We start from the raw sequence: 24,842 nt of genomic DNA on the forward strand, positions 1-24,842 counted from the left end.
CCGCATGCCCGACGCCAGCCTCCTCGGTCAGGTCAAGGATTTCGCCAATCGGGCGAACCCCTACCCCGTCTACGCGAAGCTACGGGAGACTCCCGTCTCGCGCCAGGACGACGGCACCGGGGACGGGACCTGGGTGGCAGCGACCCACGACACCATCGCGCGCCTGCTCCAGGACCCGCGGGTCAGCTCCGACACCCTCCCCCCGGCCGACCGGCCGCGCACCGGCAACCCGCTCACCGACCTGATCGTCAAGCCGCTCAAGGACTGGATGATGGACCGGCACCGGGTCTTCATCTTCCGGGATCCGCCGGACCACGATGCCCTGCGCGCGGCGGTGATGCACCAGTTCTCCCGGGAGCGCGTCCAGGCGATGCGCGCCCGCTCCGACCGGCTGGTGGCCGACCTGCTCGACGCGAAAAGCGGCGCCCGGGAGATCGACGCCGTCGACGACCTCGCCTACCCGCTGCCGGTTACGGTGATCTGCGAATTGTTCGGCGTGCCCCGGGAGGACGAGCCGAAGTTCCACGGATGGGCGACGCAGCTCGCCACCGCGCTGGAGCCCGACAGCCTGTCCGATACCGAGATCCGTGCCAAGAACAGCCGGACCTTCGACGCTATCGGCGGCTACATGGCCGACCTGATCAAGGACAAGCGCAAGCACCCGCGGGACGACATGCTCTCGGGCCTGGCCAACCACGCCACCCCCGAGGGCGCGAAGATGGGCGATTACGATCTGGTCGCCACCTCGATCCTGATGCTGGTGGCCGGCCACGAGACCACCGTGAACCTCATCACCAACGGCCTGCTCACCCTGCTGCGGCATCCGGACGAGCTGGAGCGCCTGCGGCAGGATCCGCTGCGCGCCCCGCGGGTGATCGAGGAGCTGATGCGCTACGAGCCGCCGGTGCAGTTCCGGACCCGCCGAACGCTGTCGGCCATCGACATCGCGGGGGTCACGATCCCCGAGGGCGCCGACCTCGTGCTGCTGCTCGCCTCCGGCAACCGCGACGCGGCCGTGTTCCCGGATCCCGACCGGTTCGATCCGGACCGCACTGGCACCCGCCATCTCGGCTTCGGCGGCAGCCTGCATTACTGCGTCGGCGCGCCGCTCGCCCGGTTCGAGGCCGAGGCGGCGCTCACCGCCCTCGCCGCCCGGCTGAAGGCGCCGCGCCTCATCGAGGACCCGCCGCCCTACCGGCCGGGCGCCGCCCTGCGCGGGCCGGAGCATCTGCGGGTGGCGATCGACGGGATCGCGTGAGCGGCGTCGCGCCGGCGCCGAGGCCGCGTCTCCGCCTGCTCAGGCGTCCCGCTTGCGGGGCCATCATCACGCCGTCCGCGTCTGAGGAGCGGGGGGACGCGCCTGTGGATCGCTGCCCTCAGACCGTGATCTCCACCGGCGTCCCGTCCGGCATGGCGACGATCGCCTCGTAGAAGCCGTCCCCGGTCCGGCGGGGTGGCGACACGAGGCATCCCCCGTCCGCACACCGTTCGGCCAACGCGTCCACCGCCGCGATGCAGCCCAGCGAGATGGCCACGTGCGCCCAGCCGACGTGGTCCGGACCCGGCCCGTCCTCGACCCAGGGTCCGGTCATCAGCTCGATATGCGCGCCCGGCCCGGGGAGCGTCACGAACCGCGACACGAATCCCGGCCGGCGCCGGCTGTGGTACGGCGCGCCGACCTCGGCACCGAAATACGCCCTCCAGAACGCGGCGGCCGCGTCGAGGTCCTGCGTCCACAGGGCCACGTGGGCGAAGCGCATCGATCGGTTCCTGGATGAGGCGGTGCCGAACCGGCCGGCTCCGCGGCCGGGTTGCTGGATTCGAACCGTGTCCGTTCGGGTCGACGCTGTCCACCACTCCAGGGTTGCGGTGCCGACCCGTCAGTTCGCGGAAACGCCGTCAGGCAGCCTTGACCGCGTCGAGGAAGGTCGACACCTCCTGCCCGAGCCGCGCGGAGTAGCGCGCCAGCTCCTGCGCGGCGCTCAGGACCTGGCCCGAGGCCCTCCCCGTCTCGCCCGCCGCCTTCCGCACGTCGTCGATATCTGCGCTCACCGCCTGCGTGCCCTGGGCCGCCTGCGAGACGTTCCGGACGATCTCGCTGGTCGCCGCCCCCTGCTCCTCCATGGCGGCGGCCACCCCGAGCGCCACCGTGCGCATCGCGTCGATCGTGCCGCCGATCGTCCGCATCGACTCGACCGCGTGCCGGGTCTCCCCCTGGATCGCCGCGATCTGGCCGGCGATGGTCTCGGTGGCCTTGGCGGTCTGCGCGGCCAGCGCCTTCACCTCGCCCGCCACCACGGCGAAGCCCTTGCCGGCCTCCCCGGCCCGGGCGGCCTCGATGGTCGCGTTGAGGGCCAGAAGGTTGGTCTGCCCGGCGATCCCGGCGATCAGCCCCATCACCTCGTTGATCTGTTCCGTCCCCCGGGACAGGACCTGCATCAGCGCGTTCGTGCGGGCCACATCCGTGCTGGCGCGGTCGGCCATCGTGGAGGATTGGGCGACGCGGGCGGCGATCTCCTGGATCGAGGCGGACATCTCCTCGCTGGCGGCCGCCACCGTCTGGACGTTGCTCGAGGTCTGCTCGGAGGCCGCGCTCACGCGCACGGATTGCTCGGTGGTGCGCGCGGCGGTGCGGGTCATCTCCCGGGCGGTGGCCTCCATCTCCACGGCGGCCGTGGCCAGCCCCTGCGTCAGGGCGCTCACCTGCGCGTCGAACCGGACGGTGACCTCGTCCAGCACCTGCGCCCGGCGCATCTTCGCGGCGTTCTCCACCACGGTCGCCGCGTCGGCGGCGCGCTTGGCGATCATCGCGTCCTTGAACACCTGCACGGCCCGGGCCATCGCGCCGACCTCGTCGCCGCGCTGCTGATCCCCGACCGCGACCGCGAGATCCCCGTCCGCGAGGCCGCGCATCGCCGCGGTCAGCCGGCCGATCGGGCGCGACAGGCTGTTGCCGATGAGCAGGAGCAGCGCCAGCACCGGGATCGCGAGGCCCGCCGACCAGAGCGCGATCGTGATCGCGCGGCCGCGGACGGCCTCCTGCACGTCGTCGCGATATAGACCGGTGGCGACGATCCAGCCCCAGGGCTTGAACATCTGCACGCTCGCGACCTTCTCGACCGGCACGGTCCCGCCCGCCCGCGGCTTCAGGTAGTCCACGAAGCCCGACCCGTCGCGCCGGGCGGTCTCGACCATCTCGGCGAAGTAGCGCTTGCCGCCGGGGATGTCGGTCTGATCCAGGACCTGCTTGCCGACATTCTTGGCGTTGAAGGCGTTGGCGATCAGCCGTCCGTCGGAGGCGAGGACGAAGAAATAGTCGTCGTTGCCGAATCGCAGGGCGCTGATCGCCGCCAGGGCCGCCTGCTGCGCGGCGTCGAGGGGCATCCGGCCCGAGGTGGCCAACCCCTCGTAATGGGCGAGCAGGCTCTGCGCCACATCGGTGAGCCGGCGCGTCATGAGCGCCCGATCCTCCAGCGCCGATGTCCGCGTGTCGACAAAGCTCAGGGCGCTCAGGGCGCCCATGGCCAGGACCATGAGGGCCATCACCGCCGCCAACTTGTGGCGCAGCTTGAGCGTCGCGAGGCTCCGCCGCGGCGCGACGCGGTCGGCGGGGGGGCTGTCTGTCTGCGTGGAGGTCATCCGAGCACCGAACGGGACGGCAAGGGCCGCCGGAACGCCTGTCGCACGCCGATCCCGGGGGACGACGCACTGCACCATCGTAGGGTCGTCCGATAAGGTTAGTAAATGGCAAACAACGCCGGGCAACCTCAGCGATTGTTGCCTGAAGATCGTCCTATTGGCCTATCGCACAGATCGTACGGAAGCTTTTCGAAGATCCGCGCGCATGGCAGCGTTTGAATATTGAGCCCCTATCCCGGCGCGGCGACCGCCCCGCGGGACGCGGCTATCGACCGGTTTCAGACCTCGACCCGGTAATGGATCGGCTTGAAGCTGCCGTTGTTCGATTGCAGGGCCGAGCAGGCGGTCAAGCCGATGATCAGATCGGTCTCGGCGACGAACACGATCCTGTCTCCGGCCCGACTCAAGGGCGGCGCGACGGTGAGCGCTCCGGTCGCCCCGTCGATCGGCACGTTCATGAAGCAGTTGAACGCGACTGGGATCGCGTCCGGCGCGATGCCGTAGGGGGCGAGCGCCGCCGCCAGATTGCCGAAGCAGCCGCGATGGGGGTCGGTGTCGCCGTAGATGATCCGGAACGTGTCGGCCGAGCACGGGGTCAGCAGGAAATCGTGGCGCCCGACCGTGTCCTCGACGATGCGTAGGAGCACGTTCGAGCGGTTGGAATAGAGCGGGTCGCCGGTGGTGAGGTAGATCCGGCTGGCATAGTCGAGGGTCCGCCCGGAGGAGATCACCTCGCCCGTGTCGTGGCGGTTGTAGGCGACGAGGTCGGCCACCTGCTCGCCGCGGGGGTCGATCACCGTCAGGCGCTGCCCCCGGTCGAGGGTGAAGGCGACGCCGGAGCGCGGCTCGATCTGCTGAACGTCCGCCCAGTCCATGATGTCTCCGCTCCCGCCACGCGTCTGCCGGCAACGCCGCCGGCGCTGCCGCGATCCAACGCTTCAGCCGCCATTCACCGGGAAGAGGCCGTCGAGCGACAGGGCCGGGGGATGCCACGCGTCCGTGGCTGCAGCCTCGGGCGCCGCGGGGCGGCCCTGCATCGGGCAGCGCCAATCAGCCCCGACCACGCGGCCGCTATACTGGCGGGCCTCCGAGGTTTCGCCGTGGCGCGCCAGCATCGGGTTGAGGCTGCCGGCCAGGGCCTCGTCGCGCTCCAGGATCGAGGCGCGCAGCTTCTCGTAGCGGCCCTCGGCGCGCAGCCGCTCGAATTGCGCGTGCAGATTGAAGACCAGCACGGGGGAGGAGAAGCACCGCGCCGGGCGGCTCGCGTTGGGGTGAAGGCCGACCACGAAGAACGCTTCGCCGCCGAAGCTCAGGGAGAAATGCGAGTTATCCGGATCGTCCGCCACCCGGGAATCGTGCGGCTGGCCGAGCCAGGCATCCTTGTCGGTGAGGGATTGCGCGCGCGCCCAGAGGTTGCGCTCGAAGCCCTCCTCCGAGAGGTCGCCCGGGCCCTCGAAGACGACGGCGAAGCTCTGGAACAGGTCCGGCTGCAGGCGGTAGCGCGCCACGAAGGCGAGCAGCGCCGGGTAGATCCGCATATCGTCCCAACCGGAGGTGATGTCCCGGGCTACCACGATCGTCATCCGGCCGCGCGACAGCGCCGACTTGGCGCCGACGCAGGGAAAGGGCGGGTTGCGGATGAACTCGCGGAAGGCCTCGGCACGGGGGTGCTCTCGGTCGTCGCGGGGAAACTGCATGCGGTCGGTGCTCATGTTCTGCGCAAGGCTGCCGCGGGAGAAGGCAGCCCATGTGCGGGACTCCGGCAACCCGACACCCGTGCAGTCGTTCCGGCCTGCGACAGGTCGTCCGTGGATACGGTGAATCCATCCGCGGGGCGGAAAGGATTTTCCCGGGCGAGACAAGATCACCGATAGATCTGCGCCGCGCGATAAACATAGATCAAGTTGTGGAAGACTCGGTCATCCTGCTGCGAGGCGGCATTTTGCTGCCGCGTGCCGGGTCGAGATCGGGATCCCCCGAGACGGATTCGGGTCAGCGCCGTCCCGCCGCGCACGCGCCGCGATGCGCCGCCGCCGCAGCCCCGAACGCCTCGAACAACGCCCGGTTGATCGGGTTCGTCGCCGGATCGTGCTCGGCATGCCACTGCACCCCAAGGGCGAACCCCGCCGCGTCGCGGATCCGGATCGCCTCCACGGTCTCGTCCTCGGCGACGCCCTCGATCACCACCCGCGCCCCCGGCTCCAGGATGCCCTGGCCGTGCAGGGAATTCACCCGGATGGTCTCCCGCCCGATCAGCCGCGCGAAGGTGCCGCCGGGCGTCAGGCGGACCGCGTGGCGGTCGGCGAAGATCAACTCCAGATCCGGGTGGATCTCGCCATTCTCCAGGCGCGGCATCCGGTGGTTGAGCCGGCCGGGAAGCTCGCGGATCTCCGGGTGCAGGCTGCCGCCGAAGGCGACGTTCATCTCCTGGAAGCCGCGGCAGATGCCGAACAGCGGCACGCCGCGGGCCACGCAGGCCTCGATCAGCGGCAGCGCCACGGCATCGCGGGCCTCGTCGTAGGGTTCGTGCGCCGCGCAGGGCTCGGCCCCGAACCGGGTCGGGTGGACATTGGCGCGGCCGCCGGTCAGCAGGACGCCATCCACCGTGTCGAGGAGGTCGCCGAGATCGGTGATCGCCGGGGCGGCGGCGAACATCAGCGGCAGGACGCCGGCCACCGTGGCCAGCGCCCGCATGTTGTTCTCGCCGACGATCTGCGCCGGGAACCGGTTGTCGAGCAGGCGCGCGTTTCCGATGACGCCGATCACGGGTCTCGCCATCGTTCCGGCTGCTCCTTCCCGGCCTGGCCGCGGGTCCTGTCCCGTGCGGCTGGCTCTACGACCCTGGCAAGGCCGGCGCCAGTCCCCGCGTTCAGAGCAGGCCGATGGCCTTCGCCTCCGCCCGCAGCGCCTCGGCGACCTGCGCGGGTGCCTCCTCGTGCGCCAGGTGACCCAGGCCCCGGATCAGCGCCACGCGGGCGTCGGGCAGGCGGTCGCTCACCGCGAAGGCGGTGTCCGGCAGGATCGCCCGGTCGTCGCCGCCGACGATCAGCAGGGTGCGGGTCGCGAGCCCCGGCAGCGCCCGGTGCAGGCCCGCGAGGTCCCAGTTCGCCATCATGCCCAATGCCCCCCGGACATGGCCGGCCCGGGCGAAGAGCCGCCGGTACAGCTCGACGCCCTGCGGGTCGAGGCGCGAGCCGGTCCCCTCGATCAGCCGCTTGGCCGCCGACCGGTCCGCCGTCCAGGCGAAGATCTTCGGGGTGAACGGGTTGAGGAACAGGAGCCGCGCCATGCTGGGGAACAGCAGGCTGGCCGCCCCGGGCAGCGGCGCCAGGGCGCCGTTGAACGCGGCCAGCAGCCGGGGCGCGATGGCGCCGTCGAGGCACATCCGCGCCAGCACCGCCGCACCGGCCGAGTGGCCCGCCGCCACAACCGGCGGTCGCCCGAGCGCCGCCACGAGACCCGCCACCGCCCGGGCCATGCCGGGCAGCGACAGGTCGGCATCCGGCAGCGGATCGGTGAACCCGTGGCCCGGCAGGTCCGGGGCGGTCACGAAGAAATCCTCGGCCAGGAGCGGCGCGAGCCCGCGCCAGGAATGGGTCGCCGCCCCGGTTCCGTGCAGCAGCAGCAGGGCCGGCGCCTCGGGTCGGCCGAATTCCTGAACGTGCCAGCGCAGGCCCGCCGCCTCGACGAAGCGGCTCGCCGCCCGGTGCGGCCAGTCCCGGCCATCCACCGCCCAGTCCGGACGGTCCGCATCGCGGAGATTCAGCACCGGCCGCCATCCTGCATCGCACCAAAGCCGGCCAAGGATCGGAGTCCTGCGCTATCGTGCTGGGTTGGAAGTATTTCGTAACATACTATAAAAGCATGCAGAAACCGCATGCCACCGCTGCCGGAAACCGGATTGCTGCGTCGCAGCAAAAACGGCATCACGGATGCGAGAGCTGACCCTGCACAGCGCGCACCAATGGAACCGGCCATGATCGTCTTCACCTCCTCCACCGAGCACTTCGCCGCCTCGACCCCGGGCCGCTGGACGTTCCGCGGCCTGTTCCGCGAGATGCTGAACGCCTGGATGTCCCACAACCAGCGCGTGGCCGATATCGGCGCCGGCATCCATCTCTGATCAGAGTTCGACGGCGTTCGTTGAACCGGGCCATCGCGATGCTCAGAGCGCGGCCCGCACGGCCGCGCTGAGCCGCCCGGCATCGGCGCGCGGCAGGATCAGGTAGCGGGCGGCCATGGCTTCGGCGACCGCGCGCGCGCCTTCGCCACGGGCGCCGGTATCGATCACCAGGGCCGGCAGCCCGGCCGCACGGAGCGCGCGGGCCGCCTGCAGGGCCTCGGCCCCGGCGCGGGCCCGTCCGCCCTCCCCCGACCGCGCGACGTTGGCGCGCCCGTCCGTCAGCAGCACGATCACCGGCCGGCTGCCGCTCCGGCGCACCCCCAGTGCCACGCCGAGCGCCGCATCGATCCCCGCCGCGAGCGGCGTCCCGCCCCCGCCCGGCAGCCCCGAGAGCCCGCGCTTCGCCCGGGTCAGGGAGCGGGTCGGCGGCAGGACCAGCTCCGCGCCGGTCCCGCGGAAGGCCACCAAAGCCACCCGGTCGCGCCGGACATAGGCCTCGGCCAGCAGAAGCTCGACCGCACCCTTGGCCTCGGCCAGCCGCTCCAGGGCGGCCGAGCCGGAGGCGTCGACGCAGAACACCGTCGTGGTCTCGGTCCGCTGCCGCAGGATCCGGATCCGCAGGTCGTCCCGCCGCACCACGAGGCGGCGCGTCTCCTCCCCCCCGCGCCGCAGGGCCTGCCAGGGTGCAGCCGCCCGCAGGGTCGCGAGCAGATCGAGGCGCCCGCGCCGCGGGTCGCCCCGGCGGCTGCCGATCGGGCGGCCCGTACGCGCCGCCGCGAATTGACCCGCCCGCCCGGCCTTCGCGGCCGAGAGACGCGCGCCCCCCGCCATCAGCTGATCGAGCAGCCCCGCCGGGATCGCAGCGCGCACCGCCTCGAGCACGCGCGCGTCGGCCGGTTCGGCCTCGGCCGGCTCGGCCGCGTCCGGCGCGTCCCGGTCCTCCGCGGGGGGCGGGGGCGGCGCCTCCGCCTCCTCCGTCCGCGGCTCCTCGGGCATGGGCAGGCGCGTGGCGCGCGGGGCCAGGACCAGGCGGGCCGCCGCGGTGATCTCCGCCGTGCCGACCGGGCGATCCGCCGCGAGCCATCGCGCCACGCGGGCTGCCAGGATCGGCCCGCGCAGGGAGTCGACACCGAGCGCCTCCGCCAGCCGGCACAGGGTGCCGAGCGGGTCGGGCTCCGCGGCCGCGTCGGGCTCGGCGTCGGCGGGGGCGGCGTCGCAATCGCCGATCCCGACGCCGCCGAGGTCGATCCGGAAGGCGAGACGGTCGGCCAGGGCCTCGGCGACGGTCTCGTCCGCCTCGCCCTCGTCGAGGAGGATCAGGCCGAACCGCGCCGGCCGGTCCGACGCGGTGCCGGTGTCGAGGGCGGCGGCGAGCCGGGAGGCGGTGCCGGGCGGCAGGCGCTCGGCCATGGGCACGACGACGATCCCACCATCGGCCTGCGCCAGCAGGCCGGCCCGGGTGATCGCGCGGCCGGCCGCCAGGGTCGCGGCGAGGTCGAGGCCGCCGAGCAGGCTGTCATCGCCGATCGCGGGCGGCAGGCGCCGCCAGGGTGTCCCGGGCGCGAGCGCGGCGCGCAGGGTTTCGAGCCAGCGCTCGCGGACCGGACCGGGCGGCGCTCGGACGACCGCACCGCCGAAGGCGGCCGGATCGGCGGCGAGCAGCAAGGCGGCACAATGAGCGTCGGTCCAAACGCCCGGCGCGCTCCCTCCCCCCTCTGTAGGGGAGGGTAACCCCCGAAGGGGGTCGGGAGAGGGGAACCCGGCATCCGAAGGTGGCGCGGCCTTCAAGGAGGCCGCAGCCCTCTTCTGCACCGCTGCTCCCCTCTCCCGACCCTCGCTGACGCGAGGACCACCCTCCCCCGCAGAGGGGGGAGCCAGAGGCGGCGCGTGCCTCACGCAAACACCTCCGCCAGCGCCCGCTCCACCCGGGCGGTGGAGCCGGACTCGTCGAGCGGATTGCGGCGCAGGCGGTGGCGCAGGGCGGCCGGGGCGATGCGGCGGAGGTGGTCGTCGGTGACCGTCTCGGCGCCGTCGAGGGCGGCGAGCGCCCGGGCGGTGCGCATCAGGGTCAGCTCGCCGCGCAACCCATCGGTGCCGAGCGCCAGGCAGAGCCGCGCCGCGCGCTCCAGGGCGGCATCCGGGACGCTCAGGGACGGCAGCCGCTCCCGCGCCAGCAGGATCTGTTTTTGGATTTTCCGCTCGTCGCCGGATCGTGCGGCGCAGAAGCCCTCGGGGTCGCGCTCGTAGGCGTCCCGGGCACGCACAACGGCGATCCGGGTGGCGATGTCCTTCGGGGTCGCGACCTCGCAGGCCAGGCCGAACCGGTCGAGGAGCTGCGGGCGCAACTCCCCCTCCTCCGGGTTGCCGGAGCCCACCAGCACGAACCGCGCGGGGTGGCGCAGCGATAGTCCCTCGCGCTCGACGGTGTTGACGCCGGAGGCCGCCACGTCGAGCAGCAGGTCCACGAGGTGGTCCTCCAGGAGATTCACTTCGTCAATATACAAAAAACCGCGGTTGGCCCGGGCGAGCAGCCCGGGCTCGAACGCCTTCACCCCGGCGCCGAGCGCCCGCTCCAGGTCGAGGGTGCCGACCACCCGGTCCTCGGTAGCCCCCAGCGGCAGGTCCACCACCGGCACCGGTTTCTTTTCGGACTTTTTCCGCGCGCCCGGCAGGCTCGCGCAGTGGGGGCAGCTCTCCGCTGGGCTGTCGGGATCGCAATTGTACGGGCAGCCGACCACCGCCCGCATCGGCGGCAGCAGGGCGGCGAGCGCCCGGATCGCCGTGGACTTGCCGGTGCCGCGGTCGCCGAAGACCAGCACGCCGCCGACCGCCGGGTCGACCGCGGCGATCAGCAGCGCCTGGCGCATCTCGTCCTGAGCGACGATGGCCGAGAAGGGGAAGGTGGGCACGCAGAACTCGCACTGTGCCCCCTCTCCTCCCCCTTGCGGGGAGGAGCCGGAGGTGGGGGTGGCGCAGGATAGGTCGAAGCGGTGCCATCTGCACCACCCCCACCCCTACCCCTCCCCGCAAGGGGGAGGGAAGAGCGCCCTACTCCGCCGCCTTCTGCCGCAGCCCGATCCGCCCCCAGATCGTGGCGAGCGCCTCGACGAGGTGCCCGATATCGGCATCCGTGTGCAGCGGCGACGGGGTGATCCGCAGGCGCTCGGTACCCCGGGCGACGGTGGGGTAGTTGATCGGCTGCACGTAGATGCCGAACTCGTCCAGCAGGGTGTCGGAGATCCCCTTGCAGAGCACGGGATCGCAGACCATCACCGGCACGATGTGGCTGTCGTTGGGCATGGTCGGGATGTCGGCGGCCTCGAGCGCCTGCCGGACCTTCGCCACGCGCTCCTGATGCCGGGCGCGCTCGGCGCCGCTCGCCTTCAAGTGGCGGATCGAGGCCGCCGCGCCCGCCGCCACCGCGGGCGGCAGGGATGTCGTGAAGATAAAGCCCGAGGCGAAGCTGCGCACGAAATCGCAGAGCTTTTCCGAGGCCGTGATGTAGCCGCCATGGACCGCGAAGGCCTTGCCCAGGGTGCCCTCGATCACGTCGAGCCGATAAGCGACGCCGTCGCGTTCCGAGATCCCGCCGCCGCGGGCCCCGTACAGGCCGACCGCGTGGACTTCGTCCAGGTAGGTCAGCGCCCCGTGTGCCTCGGCCACGTCGCAGATCTCGGCGATGGGGGCGATGTCGCCGTCCATCGAGTAGACCGACTCGAAGGCCACCAGTTTCGGCCGGGCTGGGTCGATGAGCCCGAGCTTCCGGTTCAGGTCCTCCGGGTCGTTGTGGCGGAAGATGTGGCGCTCGGCCCGGGAGAAGCGGATGCCCTCGATCATCGAGGCGTGGTTCTCGGAATCGGAGAAGACCGCGCAGTTCGGCAGGCGCGAGGCCAGGGTCCCGAGCGCCGCCCAGTTCGACACGTAGCCGGAGGTGAACAGGAGCGCCGCCTCCTTGCCGTGGAGGTCGGCGAGCTCCTGCTCCAGGAGCACGTGGTAGTGGTTGGTCCCGGAGATGTTGCGGGTCCCGCCGGCGCCGGCGCCGCAGCGGTCGATCGCCGCGTGCATCGCCCCGGTGACGGCCGGGTGCTGGCCCATGCCGAGATAGTCGTTGGAGCACCAGACCGTCACGGGCCGCGTGCCGCCGCCATGGTGGTGGGTGGCGTGGGGAAAGTTGCCGGCGTGGCGCTCGAGGTCGGTGAAGACCCGGTAGCGCCCCTCCCGGTGGAGACCGGCGATCTCGCCTTCGAAGAAGGTCTCGTAATCCATGTCGCCTCTCCCCGAATAAACCCTGCGGGTTGATCCCGCCTGTGACACCGGATTTCGCACGAGACCAATTCCAGATTGGCGGACATGCGTCGCCCGGCTGCGATCCCTCGACTTAAACGTGATCCGGCGGTCTCGCCGCTTCCCCGGACGCCCGGGCCGGCAGGCTCCAGCGCCACAGCTCCGCCGAGGGCAGCGGCAGCATCAGGAACCAGTGCTCCAGGGTGGCGAGCGCCGTCAGCGTCGCCAGGACCGTGAAGCCGATCAATTCGTGCTCCAGCAGGTCGGCGCCCAGGGCCGCGCGGCCCAGCAGCGCCGCCGCGAGGGTCCCGAGGCTGACCGAGACCGGGAACAGCAGGTTCATCGGCTTCCGGGACAGATAGCAGGCCAGGTAGCCGAGATGGTCCGGCAGGAACTCGGCGTGGAGGTTGCGCACGCCCAGGAACAGGTTGAGCCGCGCCGAGAGGTTCATCACCACCAGGGCGCCGTAGGTCCACAGGGCGAAGCGGTTGGGGCTGCCCCAGACCAGCGCCAGGATCGCCACGCCCCCGATCACGATGGCGAATTCGTGCCACAGGCTGGTGGCCAGCGCCGCCAGGAACCGGTCGAACCCCCGCAGACCCGGCGCGCAGGCGGCGGGTCGCGGCCCCGACAGGAAGCCCATGTAGTAGCTCATCTCCTGCCAGCCCCAGACGACCAGGGCCGCCGTGAAGGCCGTGTAGGCCCCCGTCCCGCTCGTGTCCCCCGCGCTGGCGCGGATCGCCACCAGGGCGGCGGCGAGCAGCAGGGTCGCCCCGGCCATGCTCCACGGATGCGTCCGCCGCGGGGCGTGATCGAGCAGCAGGATCAGCCCGGTGGAGAACCACCAGAGCAGCACCGCGTAGAGCATCGGGGTTGCGAAGGTCGCCATCTTACCAGACCGGCTGGAGGCGGATGTCGGCCGGCAGGGCGTTGGCCTTGACCGGCAGCAGATAGAGCCGGACGAAGGTTCCGGCCGCCCGGAGGATCTGGATGCCGTGCAGGACCTTGCCCACGGGACCGCCCCGGGCCTTCGCCTCGGCGATCGCCCGGGAGCAGGCGAGCAGCCGGTCGAGCCCCGCCTTGAACTTCGGGTTGTCGAGGTCGAGTTCCAGCGGGAACGTCTGCTTCGAGATCTCCGAGGTGATCCGGAACACCTTGAAATCGTAGTCGCTGGGATCGACCCCCAGTGCCTTGTGGAAGGCCGGGCGGTGATGGTCGCGCACGTACATCGTGGCGAAGACCGCGAGCAGGAAGAACCGGATCCAGTAGCGGTTCACGCCGCTCGTGAGCTTCGGGTTCGCCCGCATCAGCAGGGCGAAGGCCTCGCCGTGGCGGAACTCGTCATTGCACCACAGCTCGAACCACTTGAAGATCGGGTGGATGCGCCGCTCCGGATGCCGCTCCAGCTCGCGGAAGATGGTGATGTAGCGGGCGTAGCCGATCTTCTCCGAGAGGTAGGTCGCGTAGAAGATGAATTTCGGCCGGAAGAACGTGTATTTTTTGGACTTGGTCAGGAATCCCAGGTCCACGCCGATGCCGAAATCCTTGAGCGTGTCGTTGATGAAGCCGGCGTGGCGCGCCTCGTCCCGGCTCATGAAGCCGAACAATTCTTTGATGTCTTTGTTCTTGGCGCGTTTTCTCATCTCGGCATAGAGCACGCAGCCCGAAAATTCCGCGGTGATCGAAGACACCAGGAAATCCAGAAACTCCTTCCGCAGCTCGGGCTCCATCTGCGACAGGTCGCAGTCGAACTCGGCGTTGCGGGTGAAGTGGCGCTTGTTCGGGTCGGCGCGCAGCTCGGCGATGAGCAGATCCCAGTCGCGCCGCACCGGCTCGACGTTCGTCCGGTCGAGCTCGACGAAATCCGTGGTGTAGAAGCGCGGGCTGAGGAACGTCGTCTCCTGCGCGGCTTTGGTCGATTCGTTGACCGGGGCCTTCGGGACGGGCTGGCCTGAGAGCGGTGCGACGGGTGCGTTCACAGCTTCCTCCGCTCGGAAAAGCTGACCTCGTAGAGTTCGGTCAGTTCGAGATGGGCGATGAGCTTGGTCCAGGCCCGCTCCAGCGGGCCGGCCCGGGTGACGGTGGCGGTGCGGCGCACGGTCAGCCGTTCGCCGTAGGGCACCGCGGTCGGCGCGTCGTGGACCTGGACTTCGTCGCCGGGCTCGATCTCGAATCCGGCATCCAGGGTGACGTGGGCGTGCAGGCTCTCGGGCGTCTGCTCGATCTCCACGGTGCAGGGCACGGTGACGGTGCGGCTGCCGAACAGGGCCATCAGCGCAGCTCCGTGACGGGGCCGGCCTGCCCGGGCAGCAGCCGCGCGAAGGCCCCGGCATTGGTCGGCCCGAAGGCCTCCAGCGGAACTTGGCGGCCGGTGGCCTCGTCGGCCAGCGACAGGCGGCCGTCATCGTAGCGGGTCAGGCTGAAGGGCTGGTCCGGGCCGAGGCCGCCGCGCTGGCGGGCCTGGGCGAGGCCGCGCAGCGTCCCGCGCAAAAAGCCGTCCTCGCCCGGGCGGATCCAGGCGACGATCTGCCGGTCGGCGACGTTGCGCAGGGCGATGGAGCCATCGACCTGATCCTCGGCGCGGAACTCGAGCCGCGCCACCGGCTTGGCGGGCGGCAGGGCGACGAGGCCGACCCCCTCGCTCCGGCCGATCAGGACCGCGAGCATGCTGAAGCCCATCAGCGCCCCGGCACCGATCATCAGCAGGGCCGGCGCCGGACCCGCCACGGGGCGTCCGGTGACGGCCCGTGCCGTGGCTCGGCTGGCGTTCTTCGCCTGCTCGCCCATCGCCCCCTCCCTACTCGGCCGCGACGAGGCGGCCGGGATTCTCGTCCACTCGGCCCATACGGGCGACCCGAACCGGAGGCGCGGTGCCGTCGGCATGGGCTTCGAGCGCCCGCGCCAGCAACGCCGCCACAGCCTCCGCACCCGGGACGGAGCGCAGCATGGGCTCCGTTCGGGTGAGATGCCAGGGCCGGGCATGCGGCCAGAGCTGAAGGTAGGCTATACGCGTACCCGGCCGCAACCGTAGAGGCAGATCGCCGCTGCCATCCGTGAAGGCGCGCAGGGCCGCGCCGTCGACCTGGGCGAAGGGCAGGTTGTGGGTCACCGGCAGGGCGATGCCGGTCTGCAGCACGATGCGGCGGTTGGTCACCGTGTAGAGCGTCGCCCGGTGGGTGAGCCACGCGAGCACCCAGAGCAGCACGACGGCGCCGCCGCCGGTCAGGAGGGTCGGTCCCAGCACCCTCAGCGCGGCCCCGGGCGAGCCGGCGGCGAGGCCGAAGGCCAGGGCGCAGGCGGTGAACCACGCGATGACCAGGCGGGCGTGGAACACCCGCACCAGCAGACCTGTGGTGGTGGGCGCCCCCTGCCACAGGATGCGCTCGCCCGCCGGGAGCGGGCCGGGCAGCCCCCGCAGGGTGCCCTCGGGGAGGAAATCGCCGCTCATATCAGGGGCTCCGCGCGGGCCGGGGTGGCGTAGAGCGTGCCGGCGCCGAAATACGAGACGATCCGCTCCTCCTCCAGGAAGGTGACGCTGTCGGGATCGCGGGTCGCGGGGATGTCGGCGAACTGGCTGGCCAGCAGCGCCTCGGTCTTCACCGTCTTGGTGAAGCCGCCCGCCCGGCAGAAGGTGGTCGGCATCAGCCGGCGGCCGCCGGTCGTGAGTTCCACCTCGTAGTAGCGGATCAGCGATTCGCCGCGGTCCACCCAGACGTCGCTGACGACGCCCGCCACGCCGTTGTCAGTGCCGAACACGGTCATGCCGATCGGGTTCGGGCCGTCCTCGTGCACGACGAAGTTCGTCGCCACCCGCAGGGGTACGATCCGGATCTCGTTGTCCCAGGTCCTGTCATGCACATCGTGCCGCAGCACCCAGGAACCGGGGCCGACGCCCGCCTGGAGGGAGGACTCCGTCCGCTCGTAGGGGGCGCCCGGCCAGGGCTCGACCTTGCGGGCGGGGATGCCGGTCTCGATGTCGTCGCGGCCATGCACCGCCTGGGGCGCGTAGGTGGTCTCCCCGCCCGGCAGGTGGAAGGCCTTGGAGCGCGGGATCAGGAACGGGTCCGTGGTCTTGCGCAGCCCGACCGCCTCGTTCTCCAGCGGGTAACCCTCCCGGCGGTCCTCGCGGCGCAACCAGAAGACCAGCCCCGCGAAGAACAGGAAAAAGGCGTAGAGCACGACCTGGGCGACGTCGACGTAACCCGTAAGTGCGCCGGTTGGCATGGCTGACCTCCCCGTCTCTCAGGCCGCTCGGCCGGCAAGCTCGCCGGCGATGCGGTCTCGAACCTCTGCACGCGCGTCCTCACGCACCAGCGGCCCGAGCGCGAGGAGCGCGGCGAACAGCAGGGCGATCTCGATGTGGTAGACGATCAGGTAGCCGATGGCCGGCTCGTTCATGCCCTCGCCGAGCACCCCCGACTGGGCGATGGCGCCACCGACGTCGCGCACGAGGCCGCTCGCCGCGATCGAGAGCCCGGCGGCGGTCGCCTGGACGGCGCCCCAGGCGCCGAGCGCGAGCCCGGTATCCTCTGGGCCGGCGCGGTTCATCGAGGCGGTGAGCGTGCCGTGGGCGAACAGGCCGCCCCCGAGCCCGATCAGGCTGACGCCGGCCGCGAACAGGTCGGCCGAGGCCAGCGGCGCGGCGAAGACCACCGCCGAGAAGGCCAGGATGCCGATCCCGACGCCCACCGCCGAGACCCGGAACGGATCGCCGCCGCGCCCGAGCCAGCGGGCCGCGACCAGCAGACCGAGGCCGCCGCCGGCGGCGAGCAGCGCGGTCAGCGCCGTGGTGGCGCCCACCGACAGATGCAGGATCTGGCCGCCATAGGGCTCCAGCAGGATGTCCTGCATGGAGAAGCCTGCCGTGCCGAGCCCGATCGCCACGAGGCGCCGCCGGGCGGTGCCCTGCCCGGCATAGGCCTGCCAGGAGGCGCGGAAGTCGCGCTGCGGCGCCTCCCGGGTGCGGTGGGGATCGCGGGGCTCCTGCTTCCACAGGGCGATCCCGTTGAGGATGATGGTGACCAGGGCCGCGCCCTGGATCACCTGGATCAGCCGCACCGGCGAGAAGTGGGCGAGGAACAGACCGAACAGCACGGCGCTCGCCATCATGCCGAACAGGAGCGCCGCGCAGAGCAGAGCCACCACCTTCGGCCGTGCATGCGCCGGGGCGAGGTCGGTGGCGAGCGCGAGGCCCACGGTCTGGGTGGTGTGCAGCCCGGCGCCGACCAGCAGGAAGGCCAGAGCCGCCGCCACGTCCCCGACCCAGAGCGGCCCGGTGGTGTCGCCCGACAGGATGAGCAGGGCGAAGGGCATGATCGCCAGCCCGCCGAACTGGAGCAGCGTGCCGAACCAGATGTAGGGCACCCGCCGCCAGCCCAGCACCGAGCGGTGCGTGTCCGACCGGAAGCCGACGAGCGCCCGCAACGGGGCGAAGATCAGCGGCAGCGCCAGCATCATGGCGACGATCCAGGCCGGCACGCCGAGCTCGACGATCATCACCCGGTTGAGCGTTCCGATCAGCAGCACCGCCGCCATGCCGACGGTGACCTGGAACAGGGCGAGCCGGAGCAGGCGCCCCAGCGGCAGCTCGACCGTGGCGGCATCCGCGAAGGGCAGGATCGCCGGGCCGAGGCGCATCAGGGCACGGGTGAGCTTTTTCGAGGCGGCGGTCATGATCGCACCCCGGTCGCCGCCGCACCCCCTCCCCCCCCTGCGGGGGAGGGTGGCCCCTGCGTCAGCAGGGGTCGGGAGAGGGGAGCGACGGTGCCGAAAAGATCACGCTCGGAGGCGAAACCCGCAACGTCGCGCTGCCCCTCTCCCCCCCTGCTGCGCAGGGTCCCCTCCCCCGCAGAGGGGGGAGGGGAAGAGCGCGTCAGCGCGATCGCGTTCGACAGGTAGAAGCCGCTGTTGATCCGGTGACTCCCCGCCCAGGCGAAGCCGTCGAGCGCCCGTTCGGACGACATCCGCCGCCGCAATCCGCCCTCGGTCACCGGCACGATCGCGGGCGAGCGGTCGCCGCGGGGGAAGAATTTTCCGGCGGCGTGCATCACGGTCAGCAGGGCGGTGCGCGGCGCCACGGTGAACAGCACCGAGCCGTCCGTGCGCGCGCCGAGCACCGCCAGCGCCCGGGCGATGTCGGCGGCGCGGTAATGGATCAGTGAATCCATCGCCACGACGTGGTCGAAGCGGCCGAGGCCCGGGTCGAGCATGTCGCCGACGCGGAAGTCGATGCCGCCGGGGCCCGGGATCGCCGGCAGGCGCTCCCGGGCGAGGTCGACCAGGGTCGGCGAGACGTCGATGGCCACCACCTCGGCCCCGCGCCGCGCCGCCTCGACGCTCAGCGCCCCGGTGCCGCAGCCGGCGTCCAACAGGCGCATTCCGGTCATGTCGGTCGGGAGCCACGAGAGCAGCGTCGCCCGCATGGCGTCCCGCCCGGCCCGCACCGTGGCGCGGATCCGGCTCACCGGCGCGTCGGAGGTCAGGCGCGACCACGCCTCGACCGCGGTGCGGTCGAAGTAGGTGGTCAGTTCACCCCGGCGGGATTCGTAGCTGGCGCTGGCCATCGGTCGGATCCCAACCTCAATCGAACCCGAGGAACTCGAACAGGTCGCGGTCCTTCATGGGGATCGCCTCGCAGGGCTCGCCCCCGGCCCAGAGCGTCTCGGCGAGCCGCATGTACTCGGCGGTCACGGCATCGAGTTCCGGGGAGGAATCCATCTCGAACAGGGTCGATTTCTTGAGCCGCGAGCGGCGGACCACGTCGAGATCGGGGAAGTGGGCGAGGCGCTTCAGGCCGACCGCGTCGTTGAACCGGTCGATCTCGTCGGTCTTGGCCGAGCGGTTGGCGATGACGCCGCCGAGCCGCACCGGGTAGTTCTTCGATTTGGCGTGGATCGCCGCCACGATCCGGTTCATCGCGAAGATCGAGTCGAAGTCGTTGGCGGTGACGATCAGCGCCCGATCGGCGTGCTGGAGCGGCGAGGCGAAGCCGCCGCAGACGACGTCGCCCAGGACGTCGAACACCACGACGTCGGTATCCTCCAGGAGGTGGTGCTCCTTGAGGAGCTTCACGGTCTGGCCGACCACGTAGCCGCCGCAGCCGGTGCCGGCGGGCGGCCCGCCGGCCTCGACGCACATCACGCCGTTATAGCCCTCGACCACGAAATCCTCGACGCGCAGCTCCTCCGAATGGAAGTTCACCGCCTCCAGGGCGTCGATCACGGTCGGGGCGAGGCGCTTGGTCAGGGTGAAGGTCGAATCGTGCTTGGGGTCGCAGCCGATCTGCAGCACCCGCTTGCCGAGCTTGGAGAACGCCACCGACAGGTTCGACGAGGTGGTCGACTTGCCGATGCCGCCCTTGCCGTAGACCGCGAAGACCTTGGCGGTCTCGATCTTCAGGTCCGGATCGAGGGCGACCTGGAGGCTGCCTTCTTCCTTCCGGGCGATGACCGGATTGCGAATGGCGATGTTCATGCGGCGACTCCTATGGTGACGCCTTCGAGACGGTCTTCCAGCTCCTCTTCGGCCCGGTCGAGGGCGTCACGCGTCGCCGCGTCGGGAGTCCAGAAGCCGCGCTTGTGTGCCTCGATCAGCCGTTGGGCGACCTTGGCGGAGGCGGTGGGGTTGAGGGCCGCCATGCGTTCGCGCATGGCGGGGTCGAGCACGTAGGTCTCGGTGATCCGCTCGTAGATCCAGGGCTGGACCGCGTTGGCGGTGGCCGACCAGCCGACCGTGTTGGTCAGGTGGGTCTCGATCTGGCGCACGCCCTCGTAGCCGTGGCCGAGCAGGCCCTCGTACCATTTCGGGTTGAGCATGCGGGTGCGCGTCTCCAGCGCCACCTGCTCCTCCAGGGAGCGGACGCGCCCCTCCCCGCGGGTCTGGTCGCTGATGTAGATCGGCACCGCTTCGCCGCGGGCCTTCGCCACCGCCCGGCCCATGCCGCCGAGCCCGTCGAAGTAATGGTCGACCGAGGTGACGCCGACCTCGACCGAATCGAGGTTCTGGTAGGCCATGTCGACGGAGGCCAGCACCGCCTGCATCAGGGCCCGCTGCGGCGCCGGCTTGCCCGAGCGGCCATAGGCGAAGCTCTTGCGGCGCGAGAAGGTCTCGCACAGCTCGGCGTCGTCGTCCCAGCTGCCCGAATCGACCAGGTGGTTGACGTTGGCCCCGTAGGCGCCCTCGGCGTTGGAGAAGACACGCAGGGCCGCCGTCTCCAGGTCGCAGCCCTGCTCGGCCTGGATCGCCAGGGCGTGCTTCCGGACGAAGTTTTTCTCGAGGGGCTCATCCGCGCTCGCCGCGAGGAAGGATGCCTCCGCAAGAAGCTTCGTCTGGAGCGGCAGCAGATCGCGAAAAATGCCCGAGAGGGTGACCACGGCGTCGATTCGCGGGCGACCGAGGGTTTCTAGCGGGATCAACTCGGCGCCGCTGAGCCGGCCGTAGCCGTCGAAGCGCGGGGCGGCGCCGATCAGCGCGAGGGCCTGGGCGATCGGGCCACCCTCGCTCTTGAGGTTGTCGGTGCCCCACAGGACCAGGGCGACGCTCTCCGGGCAGGGTTTCCCGTCCGCCGCGAAGCGTTCGAGGATGCGGGCCACCTGCCGGGCGCCGTCCGCCACCGCGTAGGCGGAGGGCAGGCGGTAGGGATCGAAACCGTGGATGTTGCGCCCGGTCGGCAGGATTGCGGGGTTGCGCAGCAGGTCGCCGCCGGCCACGGGTGGGATGAAGCGGCCGTCGAGCGCCCGGATTAGCGCCGGAAGTTCGTGGTCCTGCGCGAGGAGGCGGTCGGTCTCAGCCAGCGCCGCGAAGGCCGCGCGGGTCTCGGGGTCGCCGGGCAGCCCGGAGGCCGCGAAGGCCGCCTCGACGCCCTCGCCCGCGACCAGCGCGGCGATGCCGGCCGGGTCCGGCCGCAGCCCATGCGAGGCCTCGGCGAGGGCGAGCAGCAGGTCGCCCCGCTCCTCCGCCGGTACGCCTTGCCCGACCACGTGCAGGCCGTGCGGGATCAGGGTCTGCTCCAGCTCCTGCACGGCGGACCAGAGATCCGCGACCCGGGCGCCCAGATCGCCGGTCCAGGCCGGCTCTGCCGCTACGAGATCGACGGCCGCGCCCTGCTCCTGGATCAGCCGGGCGAGGCCCTCGCGCTCGACGGCTGCCTCGAGGTCGAGCCCGCGCCAGCGCTCCATGGAGCTCTTCAGGTCGAGGAGCCCGCGATAGAGGCCGGCGGTGGCCAGGCTCGGGGTCAGGTAGCTCACCAGCGTCGCCGCCGAGCGGCGCTTGGCCAGCGTCCCCTCGGACGGGTTGTTGGCGGCGTAGAGATAGACGTTGGGCAGGGCCCCGATCATCCGCTCCGGCCAGCAGGCCTCGGACAGGCCGGTCTGCTTGCCGGGCATGAATTCGAGCGCCCCGTGGGTGCCGAAATGCAGCACGGCGTCCGCGGAGAAATCCTCGCGCAGGTAGCGGTAGAAGGCCGAGAACGCGTGGGTCGGCGCGAAGCCGCGCTCGAACAGCAGCCGCATCGGGTCGCCCTCGTAGCCGAAGGCCGGCTGCACCCCGACGAAGACGTTGCCGAACTGGGCGCCGAGCACGAACAGGTCGGCGCCATTGGTCTGGTGGCGGCCCGGGGCGGGCCCCCACTGGGCCTCGATCTCGGCGAGATATGTCTCGCGGCGGACATGGTCCTCGGCCCGGATGCGGGCGTGGACGTTGGCCTGGGTCCCGTAGCGCTTGGCGTTGCCCTCCAGGATCGCTTCGCGCAGGGCGTCGACGCTCTCCGGGACATCCACGGCGTAGCCGTCCGCCGCCAGGCCCTTCAGGGTGTTGAGCAGCGAGGCGTAGACCGAGAGGAATGCCGCCGTGCCAGTCGCGCCGGCATTGGGCGGGAAGTTGAACAGCACCACGGCGACCCGGCGTTCGGCCTTCGGGGTCCGGCGCAGGGACACCAGCCGCGCCACGCGCTCGGCCAGCCGCGCGGCCCGCTCCGGGTGGACCCGCATATCCCGGGCATTGTCGCTGCCGGAGGCGGAGGAGCGGCCGCCGAACACCATCGGCGCGGTGGCGCCGTCGAGTTCGGGGATCGCCACCATCATGGTCGCCTCGACCGGCGACAGGCCGCGCTCGCCCGTCTCCCACTGTTCGAGGGTCTGGAACTCCAGCGCCTGAGCGGCGATGTAGGGTACGTCGAGCCGGGCCAGCATCGCCTCGGCCGCCGCCGCGTCGTTGTAGGCGGGGCCGCCGACCAGCGAGAACCCGGTGAGGGACACGAGGGCGTCGATGCTGGCGCGCCCGTCCCGCATGAAGAAGGACTCCACCGCCGGGCGGTTGTCGAGGCCACTGGCGAAGGCCGGCACCACGTCGAGGCCCTGCGCCTCCAGGGCCGCGATGACGCCGTCGTAATGGGCGGTGTTGCCGGCGAGCACGTAGCTGCGCATCACCAGCAGCCCGACGCGGCCCCGCGCGGCCGCCGAGCGCGGCAGGCGGGACGGATTCTGGCCGATCCGGCCGGCCAGGTGCGGGTGGTAGAGGCCGGTCTCGGGATAATCGAGCGGCGCGGGCGCCGCAGGCCCCTCGCGCCAGGCGGCCCGCTCGCCGGCCGCGTAGCGGTGCACGAGGAAGCGCACCAGGGCAGCGACGTTCTCGTCGGAGCCGGCCAGCCAGTATTGCAGGGTCAGGAAATAGGCGCGCACGTCCTGGGCCGAGCCCGGGATGAAGCGCAGGATTTTCGGCAGCTTGCGCACGAGCGCCATCTGACGGCCGGCATTGCCCTGCTGACCGGGCTTGCCGCGCAGCTTCTTGAGGAAGTCGAGGGCGCTGCGCTTGGTGCCGCTCATGTCGAAGCGGCCGAGCTTGGTCGTCTTCACCACCTCGCTCGCCGACATGCAGCCGACCATCGCGTCGCAGGCGTCGCGCCGGGCGGCGAGCGCCGGCAGGATCGCCCGGACATGCTCGTCCATGAACAGCATGGCCGAGAGCACGATGTCGGCCTGCGCGATGTCGCTGCGGCAGGCGTCGAGGGACGCGGGATCGGTGTCCCACTCGGCCGCGGCGTGGAAATCGAGCACCAGCCCCGGCATCTCGGCGCGCAGGCGCAGGCGCGCCCGCTCGACCGCGCTGGCCAGGTGGTTGTCGAGGGTGACGATGACGACGCGGATCGGCGGTCGGCGTTTCGCCGGGGCCGTCGCCGAGTCAGCCGCCGGGCCGGCGGTGAGCGCTCTAGCGGCCATAATGCGCCTTCGCGTCGTAGAGGGTTTCGAGGGTGATGAGCGGCAGGCGCCGCTCACGGGCGAACTTCTCCGTGTTGCTGCGCGCTTTGCCGCGCACGAAGAACGGGATTTTCCTCAGCTCCTTCTCGGCCTCGGGCGCCCAGGGAGCGGTCGTGATCACGACAGGCTCGTCCAGGAGGATCGGGGCGGGCGCCGACGGAGCGGCCGGTTCCGCGACCTCGGCGGCCGCCTCGGACGAGGCCGCCCGCGCGGTTCCGCCGAGATGCGAGGGCCCGACGCCGTCGTGGAATTCCGGGTCCTCCCGGAACATGCCGAGCAGGTGCTCCTCCAGGCCCATCATCAGCGGATGGACCAGGGTGTCGAACAGGACGTTGGCGCCCTCGAAACCCATCTGCGGGGCGTAGCGGGCCGGGAAATCCTGGACGTGGACTGGGGCGGAGATCACCGCGCAGGGGATGCCCAGCCGCTTGGCGACGTGGCGCTCCATCTGGGTGCCGAGGACGAGTTCCGGGGCGGCCGCGCGGATCGCGGCCTCGACGTCGAGGTAGTCGTCGGTGATCAGCGCCTCGATCCCGTGCTCGGCCGCCTCGGCGCGGATCTCCCGAGCGAATTCGCGGCTGTAGGTGCCGAGGCCGACCACCGTGAAGCCGAGTTCCTGGGCCGCCACCCGGGCGATGCCGAGGGCGTGGGTCGCATCCCCGAACACGAAGACGCGCTTGGCCGTGAGGTAGGTCGAGTCGACCGAGCGGCTGTACCAGGGCAGGCGCGAGCCGGGGCCGTCGAGGACAGGCGCCGGATCGACGCCGGCGAGGCCCGCCACCTCGGTGACGAAGCGGCGCGTTCCGCCGACGCCGAGCGGGATCGCCTGCGTGAACGGCTGCCCGAAGGCCTTCTTGAGGTATTCGGCGGCGGCCCGGGCGGTCTCCGGGTAGAGCACGACGTTGAAGTCGGCGTCCTTGAGCCGTCCGAGATCGGCGGGGGATGCGCCGAGCGGGGCCACGACGTTGACGTCGATGCCCAGCGCGTCGAGCAGCCGGCGGATCTCGATCAGGTCGTCCCGGTGGCGGAAGCCGAGGGCTGTCGGCCCGAGGAGGTTGCAGAGCGGGCGCCGGCCCGGCTCCCGCGGCTGGCGCGGGGCGGGTGCCCCGGCGAGCGCCCGCACCAGGCGGTAGAAGGTCTCGGAGGCGCCCCAGTTCTCCTTCTTCTGGTAGGCGGGCAGTTCCAGCGGGATCACCGGGATCGGCAGGTCGAGAGCCTTGGCCAGGCCGCCCGGATCGTCCTGGATCAATTCGGCGGTGCAGGAGGCGCCGACGATCATCGCCTGGGGCCGGAAGCGCGCGTAGGCGGCCGCCACCGAGGTCTTGAACAGCTCGGCCGTGTCGCGGCCGAGATCCTGGGCGCGGAAGGTCGTGTAGGTGACGGGCGGGCGGGCATCGCGCCGCTCGATCATCGTGAACAGCAGGTCCGCGTAGGTGTCGCCCTGCGGCGCGTGCAGCACGTAGTGCAGCCCGGTCATCGCGGTGGCGACCCGCATGGCGCCGATATGGGGCGGACCCTCGTATGTCCAGAGGGTGAGCTGCATG

22 protein-coding genes are annotated in these 24,842 nt (G+C 71.5%); 2 read left to right on the forward strand and 20 right to left on the reverse strand.

The annotated features are described in order from the left end of the window. The first annotated feature begins 4 nt into the window (after window positions 1-4). Window positions 5-1,258: a cytochrome P450 gene (locus AC3IF3_RS00325; RefSeq protein ID WP_489226668.1), complete on the forward strand. Its 1,254-nt coding sequence runs from the start codon at window positions 5-7 to the stop codon at window positions 1,256-1,258. A gap of 118 nt (window positions 1,259-1,376) precedes the next feature. Here AC3IF3_RS00325 and AC3IF3_RS00330 read toward each other — a convergent pair whose 3' ends face one another. The 6 genes from AC3IF3_RS00330 to bchO form a co-directional block, all read right to left on the reverse strand. Next, entirely contained in the window at window positions 1,377-1,760 is a 384-nt protein-coding gene (locus AC3IF3_RS00330; RefSeq protein WP_489226670.1) for a VOC family protein, read from the reverse strand. Window positions 1,761-1,899: 139 nt separating this feature from the next. After that, entirely contained in the window at window positions 1,900-3,639 is a 1,740-nt protein-coding gene (locus AC3IF3_RS00335) for a methyl-accepting chemotaxis protein (RefSeq protein ID WP_489219263.1), read from the reverse strand. Between the two features lie 278 nt (window positions 3,640-3,917). Continuing rightward, window positions 3,918-4,514: a DUF1989 domain-containing protein gene (locus AC3IF3_RS00340; protein ID WP_489226672.1), complete on the reverse strand. Its 597-nt coding sequence runs from the start codon at window positions 4,512-4,514 to the stop codon at window positions 3,918-3,920. 63 nt (window positions 4,515-4,577) lie between these two features. Further along, window positions 4,578-5,336 carry a guanitoxin biosynthesis heme-dependent pre-guanitoxin N-hydroxylase GntA gene (gene gntA, locus AC3IF3_RS00345; RefSeq protein ID WP_489226673.1) on the reverse strand — a complete coding sequence of 253 codons (759 nt, stop codon included), beginning with the start codon at window positions 5,334-5,336 and terminating at the stop codon, window positions 4,578-4,580. Between the two features lie 295 nt (window positions 5,337-5,631). After that, complete coding sequence (locus tag AC3IF3_RS00350; RefSeq protein WP_243970495.1) at window positions 5,632-6,417, reverse strand: gamma-glutamyl-gamma-aminobutyrate hydrolase family protein; 786 nt, start codon at window positions 6,415-6,417, stop codon at window positions 5,632-5,634. Window positions 6,418-6,508: 91 nt separating this feature from the next. Continuing rightward, on the reverse strand, window positions 6,509-7,408 hold the full coding sequence (bchO, locus tag AC3IF3_RS00355; protein WP_489226675.1) for an alpha/beta fold hydrolase BchO: 900 nt from the start codon (window positions 7,406-7,408) through the stop codon (window positions 6,509-6,511). A gap of 207 nt (window positions 7,409-7,615) precedes the next feature. Between bchO and AC3IF3_RS00360 the strand changes: the two genes are divergently transcribed. Beyond that, window positions 7,616-7,762 carry a hypothetical protein gene (locus AC3IF3_RS00360; RefSeq protein ID WP_243970491.1) on the forward strand — a complete coding sequence of 49 codons (147 nt, stop codon included), beginning with the start codon at window positions 7,616-7,618 and terminating at the stop codon, window positions 7,760-7,762. 42 nt (window positions 7,763-7,804) lie between these two features. Here AC3IF3_RS00360 and AC3IF3_RS00365 read toward each other — a convergent pair whose 3' ends face one another. The 14 genes from AC3IF3_RS00365 to bchB all read right to left on the reverse strand — a co-directional run bounded on the left by AC3IF3_RS00365 (window position 7,805) and on the right by bchB (window position 24,841). Continuing rightward, the gene (locus AC3IF3_RS00365) at window positions 7,805-9,427 is read right to left on the reverse strand and encodes a magnesium chelatase subunit D (protein ID WP_489226677.1); all 1,623 of its coding nucleotides are present in this window, start codon (window positions 9,425-9,427) and stop codon (window positions 7,805-7,807) included. Between the two features lie 227 nt (window positions 9,428-9,654). After that, a complete protein-coding gene (bchI, locus tag AC3IF3_RS00370) occupies window positions 9,655-10,671 on the reverse strand; it encodes a magnesium chelatase ATPase subunit I (protein ID WP_489219270.1) in 1,017 nt (338 codons plus the stop codon). A 139-nt stretch (window positions 10,672-10,810) separates the two neighbouring features. Further along, complete coding sequence (gene hemA / locus AC3IF3_RS00375; protein WP_489226678.1) at window positions 10,811-12,028, reverse strand: 5-aminolevulinate synthase; 1,218 nt, start codon at window positions 12,026-12,028, stop codon at window positions 10,811-10,813. A 112-nt stretch (window positions 12,029-12,140) separates the two neighbouring features. Beyond that, entirely contained in the window at window positions 12,141-12,935 is a 795-nt protein-coding gene (gene puhE, locus AC3IF3_RS00380) for a putative photosynthetic complex assembly protein PuhE (RefSeq protein ID WP_243970483.1), read from the reverse strand. A gap of 1 nt (window position 12,936) precedes the next feature. Beyond that, window positions 12,937-14,025 carry a magnesium-protoporphyrin IX monomethyl ester (oxidative) cyclase gene (acsF, locus tag AC3IF3_RS00385; protein ID WP_489226679.1) on the reverse strand — a complete coding sequence of 363 codons (1,089 nt, stop codon included), beginning with the start codon at window positions 14,023-14,025 and terminating at the stop codon, window positions 12,937-12,939. After that, on the reverse strand, window positions 14,022-14,318 hold the full coding sequence (locus AC3IF3_RS00390) for a hypothetical protein (protein ID WP_243970479.1): 297 nt from the start codon (window positions 14,316-14,318) through the stop codon (window positions 14,022-14,024). Before AC3IF3_RS00390 ends, acsF begins: the two co-directional genes overlap by 4 nt. Then, a complete protein-coding gene (gene puhC, locus AC3IF3_RS00395; protein WP_489226681.1) occupies window positions 14,318-14,833 on the reverse strand; it encodes a photosynthetic complex assembly protein PuhC in 516 nt (171 codons plus the stop codon). Before puhC ends, AC3IF3_RS00390 begins: the two co-directional genes overlap by 1 nt. 10 nt (window positions 14,834-14,843) lie before the next feature. Further along, window positions 14,844-15,494, reverse strand: coding sequence for a photosynthetic complex putative assembly protein PuhB (gene puhB, locus AC3IF3_RS00400; protein WP_489226683.1), 651 nt, complete (start codon window positions 15,492-15,494; stop codon window positions 14,844-14,846). Continuing rightward, on the reverse strand, window positions 15,491-16,270 hold the full coding sequence (gene puhA / locus AC3IF3_RS00405; protein WP_243970473.1) for a photosynthetic reaction center subunit H: 780 nt from the start codon (window positions 16,268-16,270) through the stop codon (window positions 15,491-15,493). The genes puhB and puhA overlap by 4 nt, the downstream gene beginning before the upstream one ends. An 18-nt stretch (window positions 16,271-16,288) precedes the next feature. Further along, window positions 16,289-17,719: a BCD family MFS transporter gene (locus AC3IF3_RS00410; RefSeq protein WP_489226685.1), complete on the reverse strand. Its 1,431-nt coding sequence runs from the start codon at window positions 17,717-17,719 to the stop codon at window positions 16,289-16,291. Then, complete coding sequence (bchM, locus tag AC3IF3_RS00415) at window positions 17,716-18,609, reverse strand: magnesium protoporphyrin IX methyltransferase (protein WP_489226687.1); 894 nt, start codon at window positions 18,607-18,609, stop codon at window positions 17,716-17,718. Before bchM ends, AC3IF3_RS00410 begins: the two co-directional genes overlap by 4 nt. A 16-nt stretch (window positions 18,610-18,625) precedes the next feature. Continuing rightward, window positions 18,626-19,519 (reverse strand): ferredoxin:protochlorophyllide reductase (ATP-dependent) iron-sulfur ATP-binding protein, encoded by an 894-nt coding sequence (gene bchL, locus AC3IF3_RS00420; protein ID WP_243970468.1) that lies wholly within the window; start codon window positions 19,517-19,519, stop codon window positions 18,626-18,628. Then, a complete protein-coding gene (locus AC3IF3_RS00425) occupies window positions 19,516-23,259 on the reverse strand; it encodes a magnesium chelatase subunit H (RefSeq protein WP_489226688.1) in 3,744 nt (1,247 codons plus the stop codon). Before AC3IF3_RS00425 ends, bchL begins: the two co-directional genes overlap by 4 nt. Further along, window positions 23,249-24,841 carry a ferredoxin:protochlorophyllide reductase (ATP-dependent) subunit B gene (bchB, locus tag AC3IF3_RS00430; protein WP_243970465.1) on the reverse strand — a complete coding sequence of 531 codons (1,593 nt, stop codon included), beginning with the start codon at window positions 24,839-24,841 and terminating at the stop codon, window positions 23,249-23,251. Before bchB ends, AC3IF3_RS00425 begins: the two co-directional genes overlap by 11 nt. Window position 24,842: the final 1 nt, after the last annotated feature.

It is taken from the genome of Methylobacterium sp. J-118 (genome assembly GCF_057836565.1).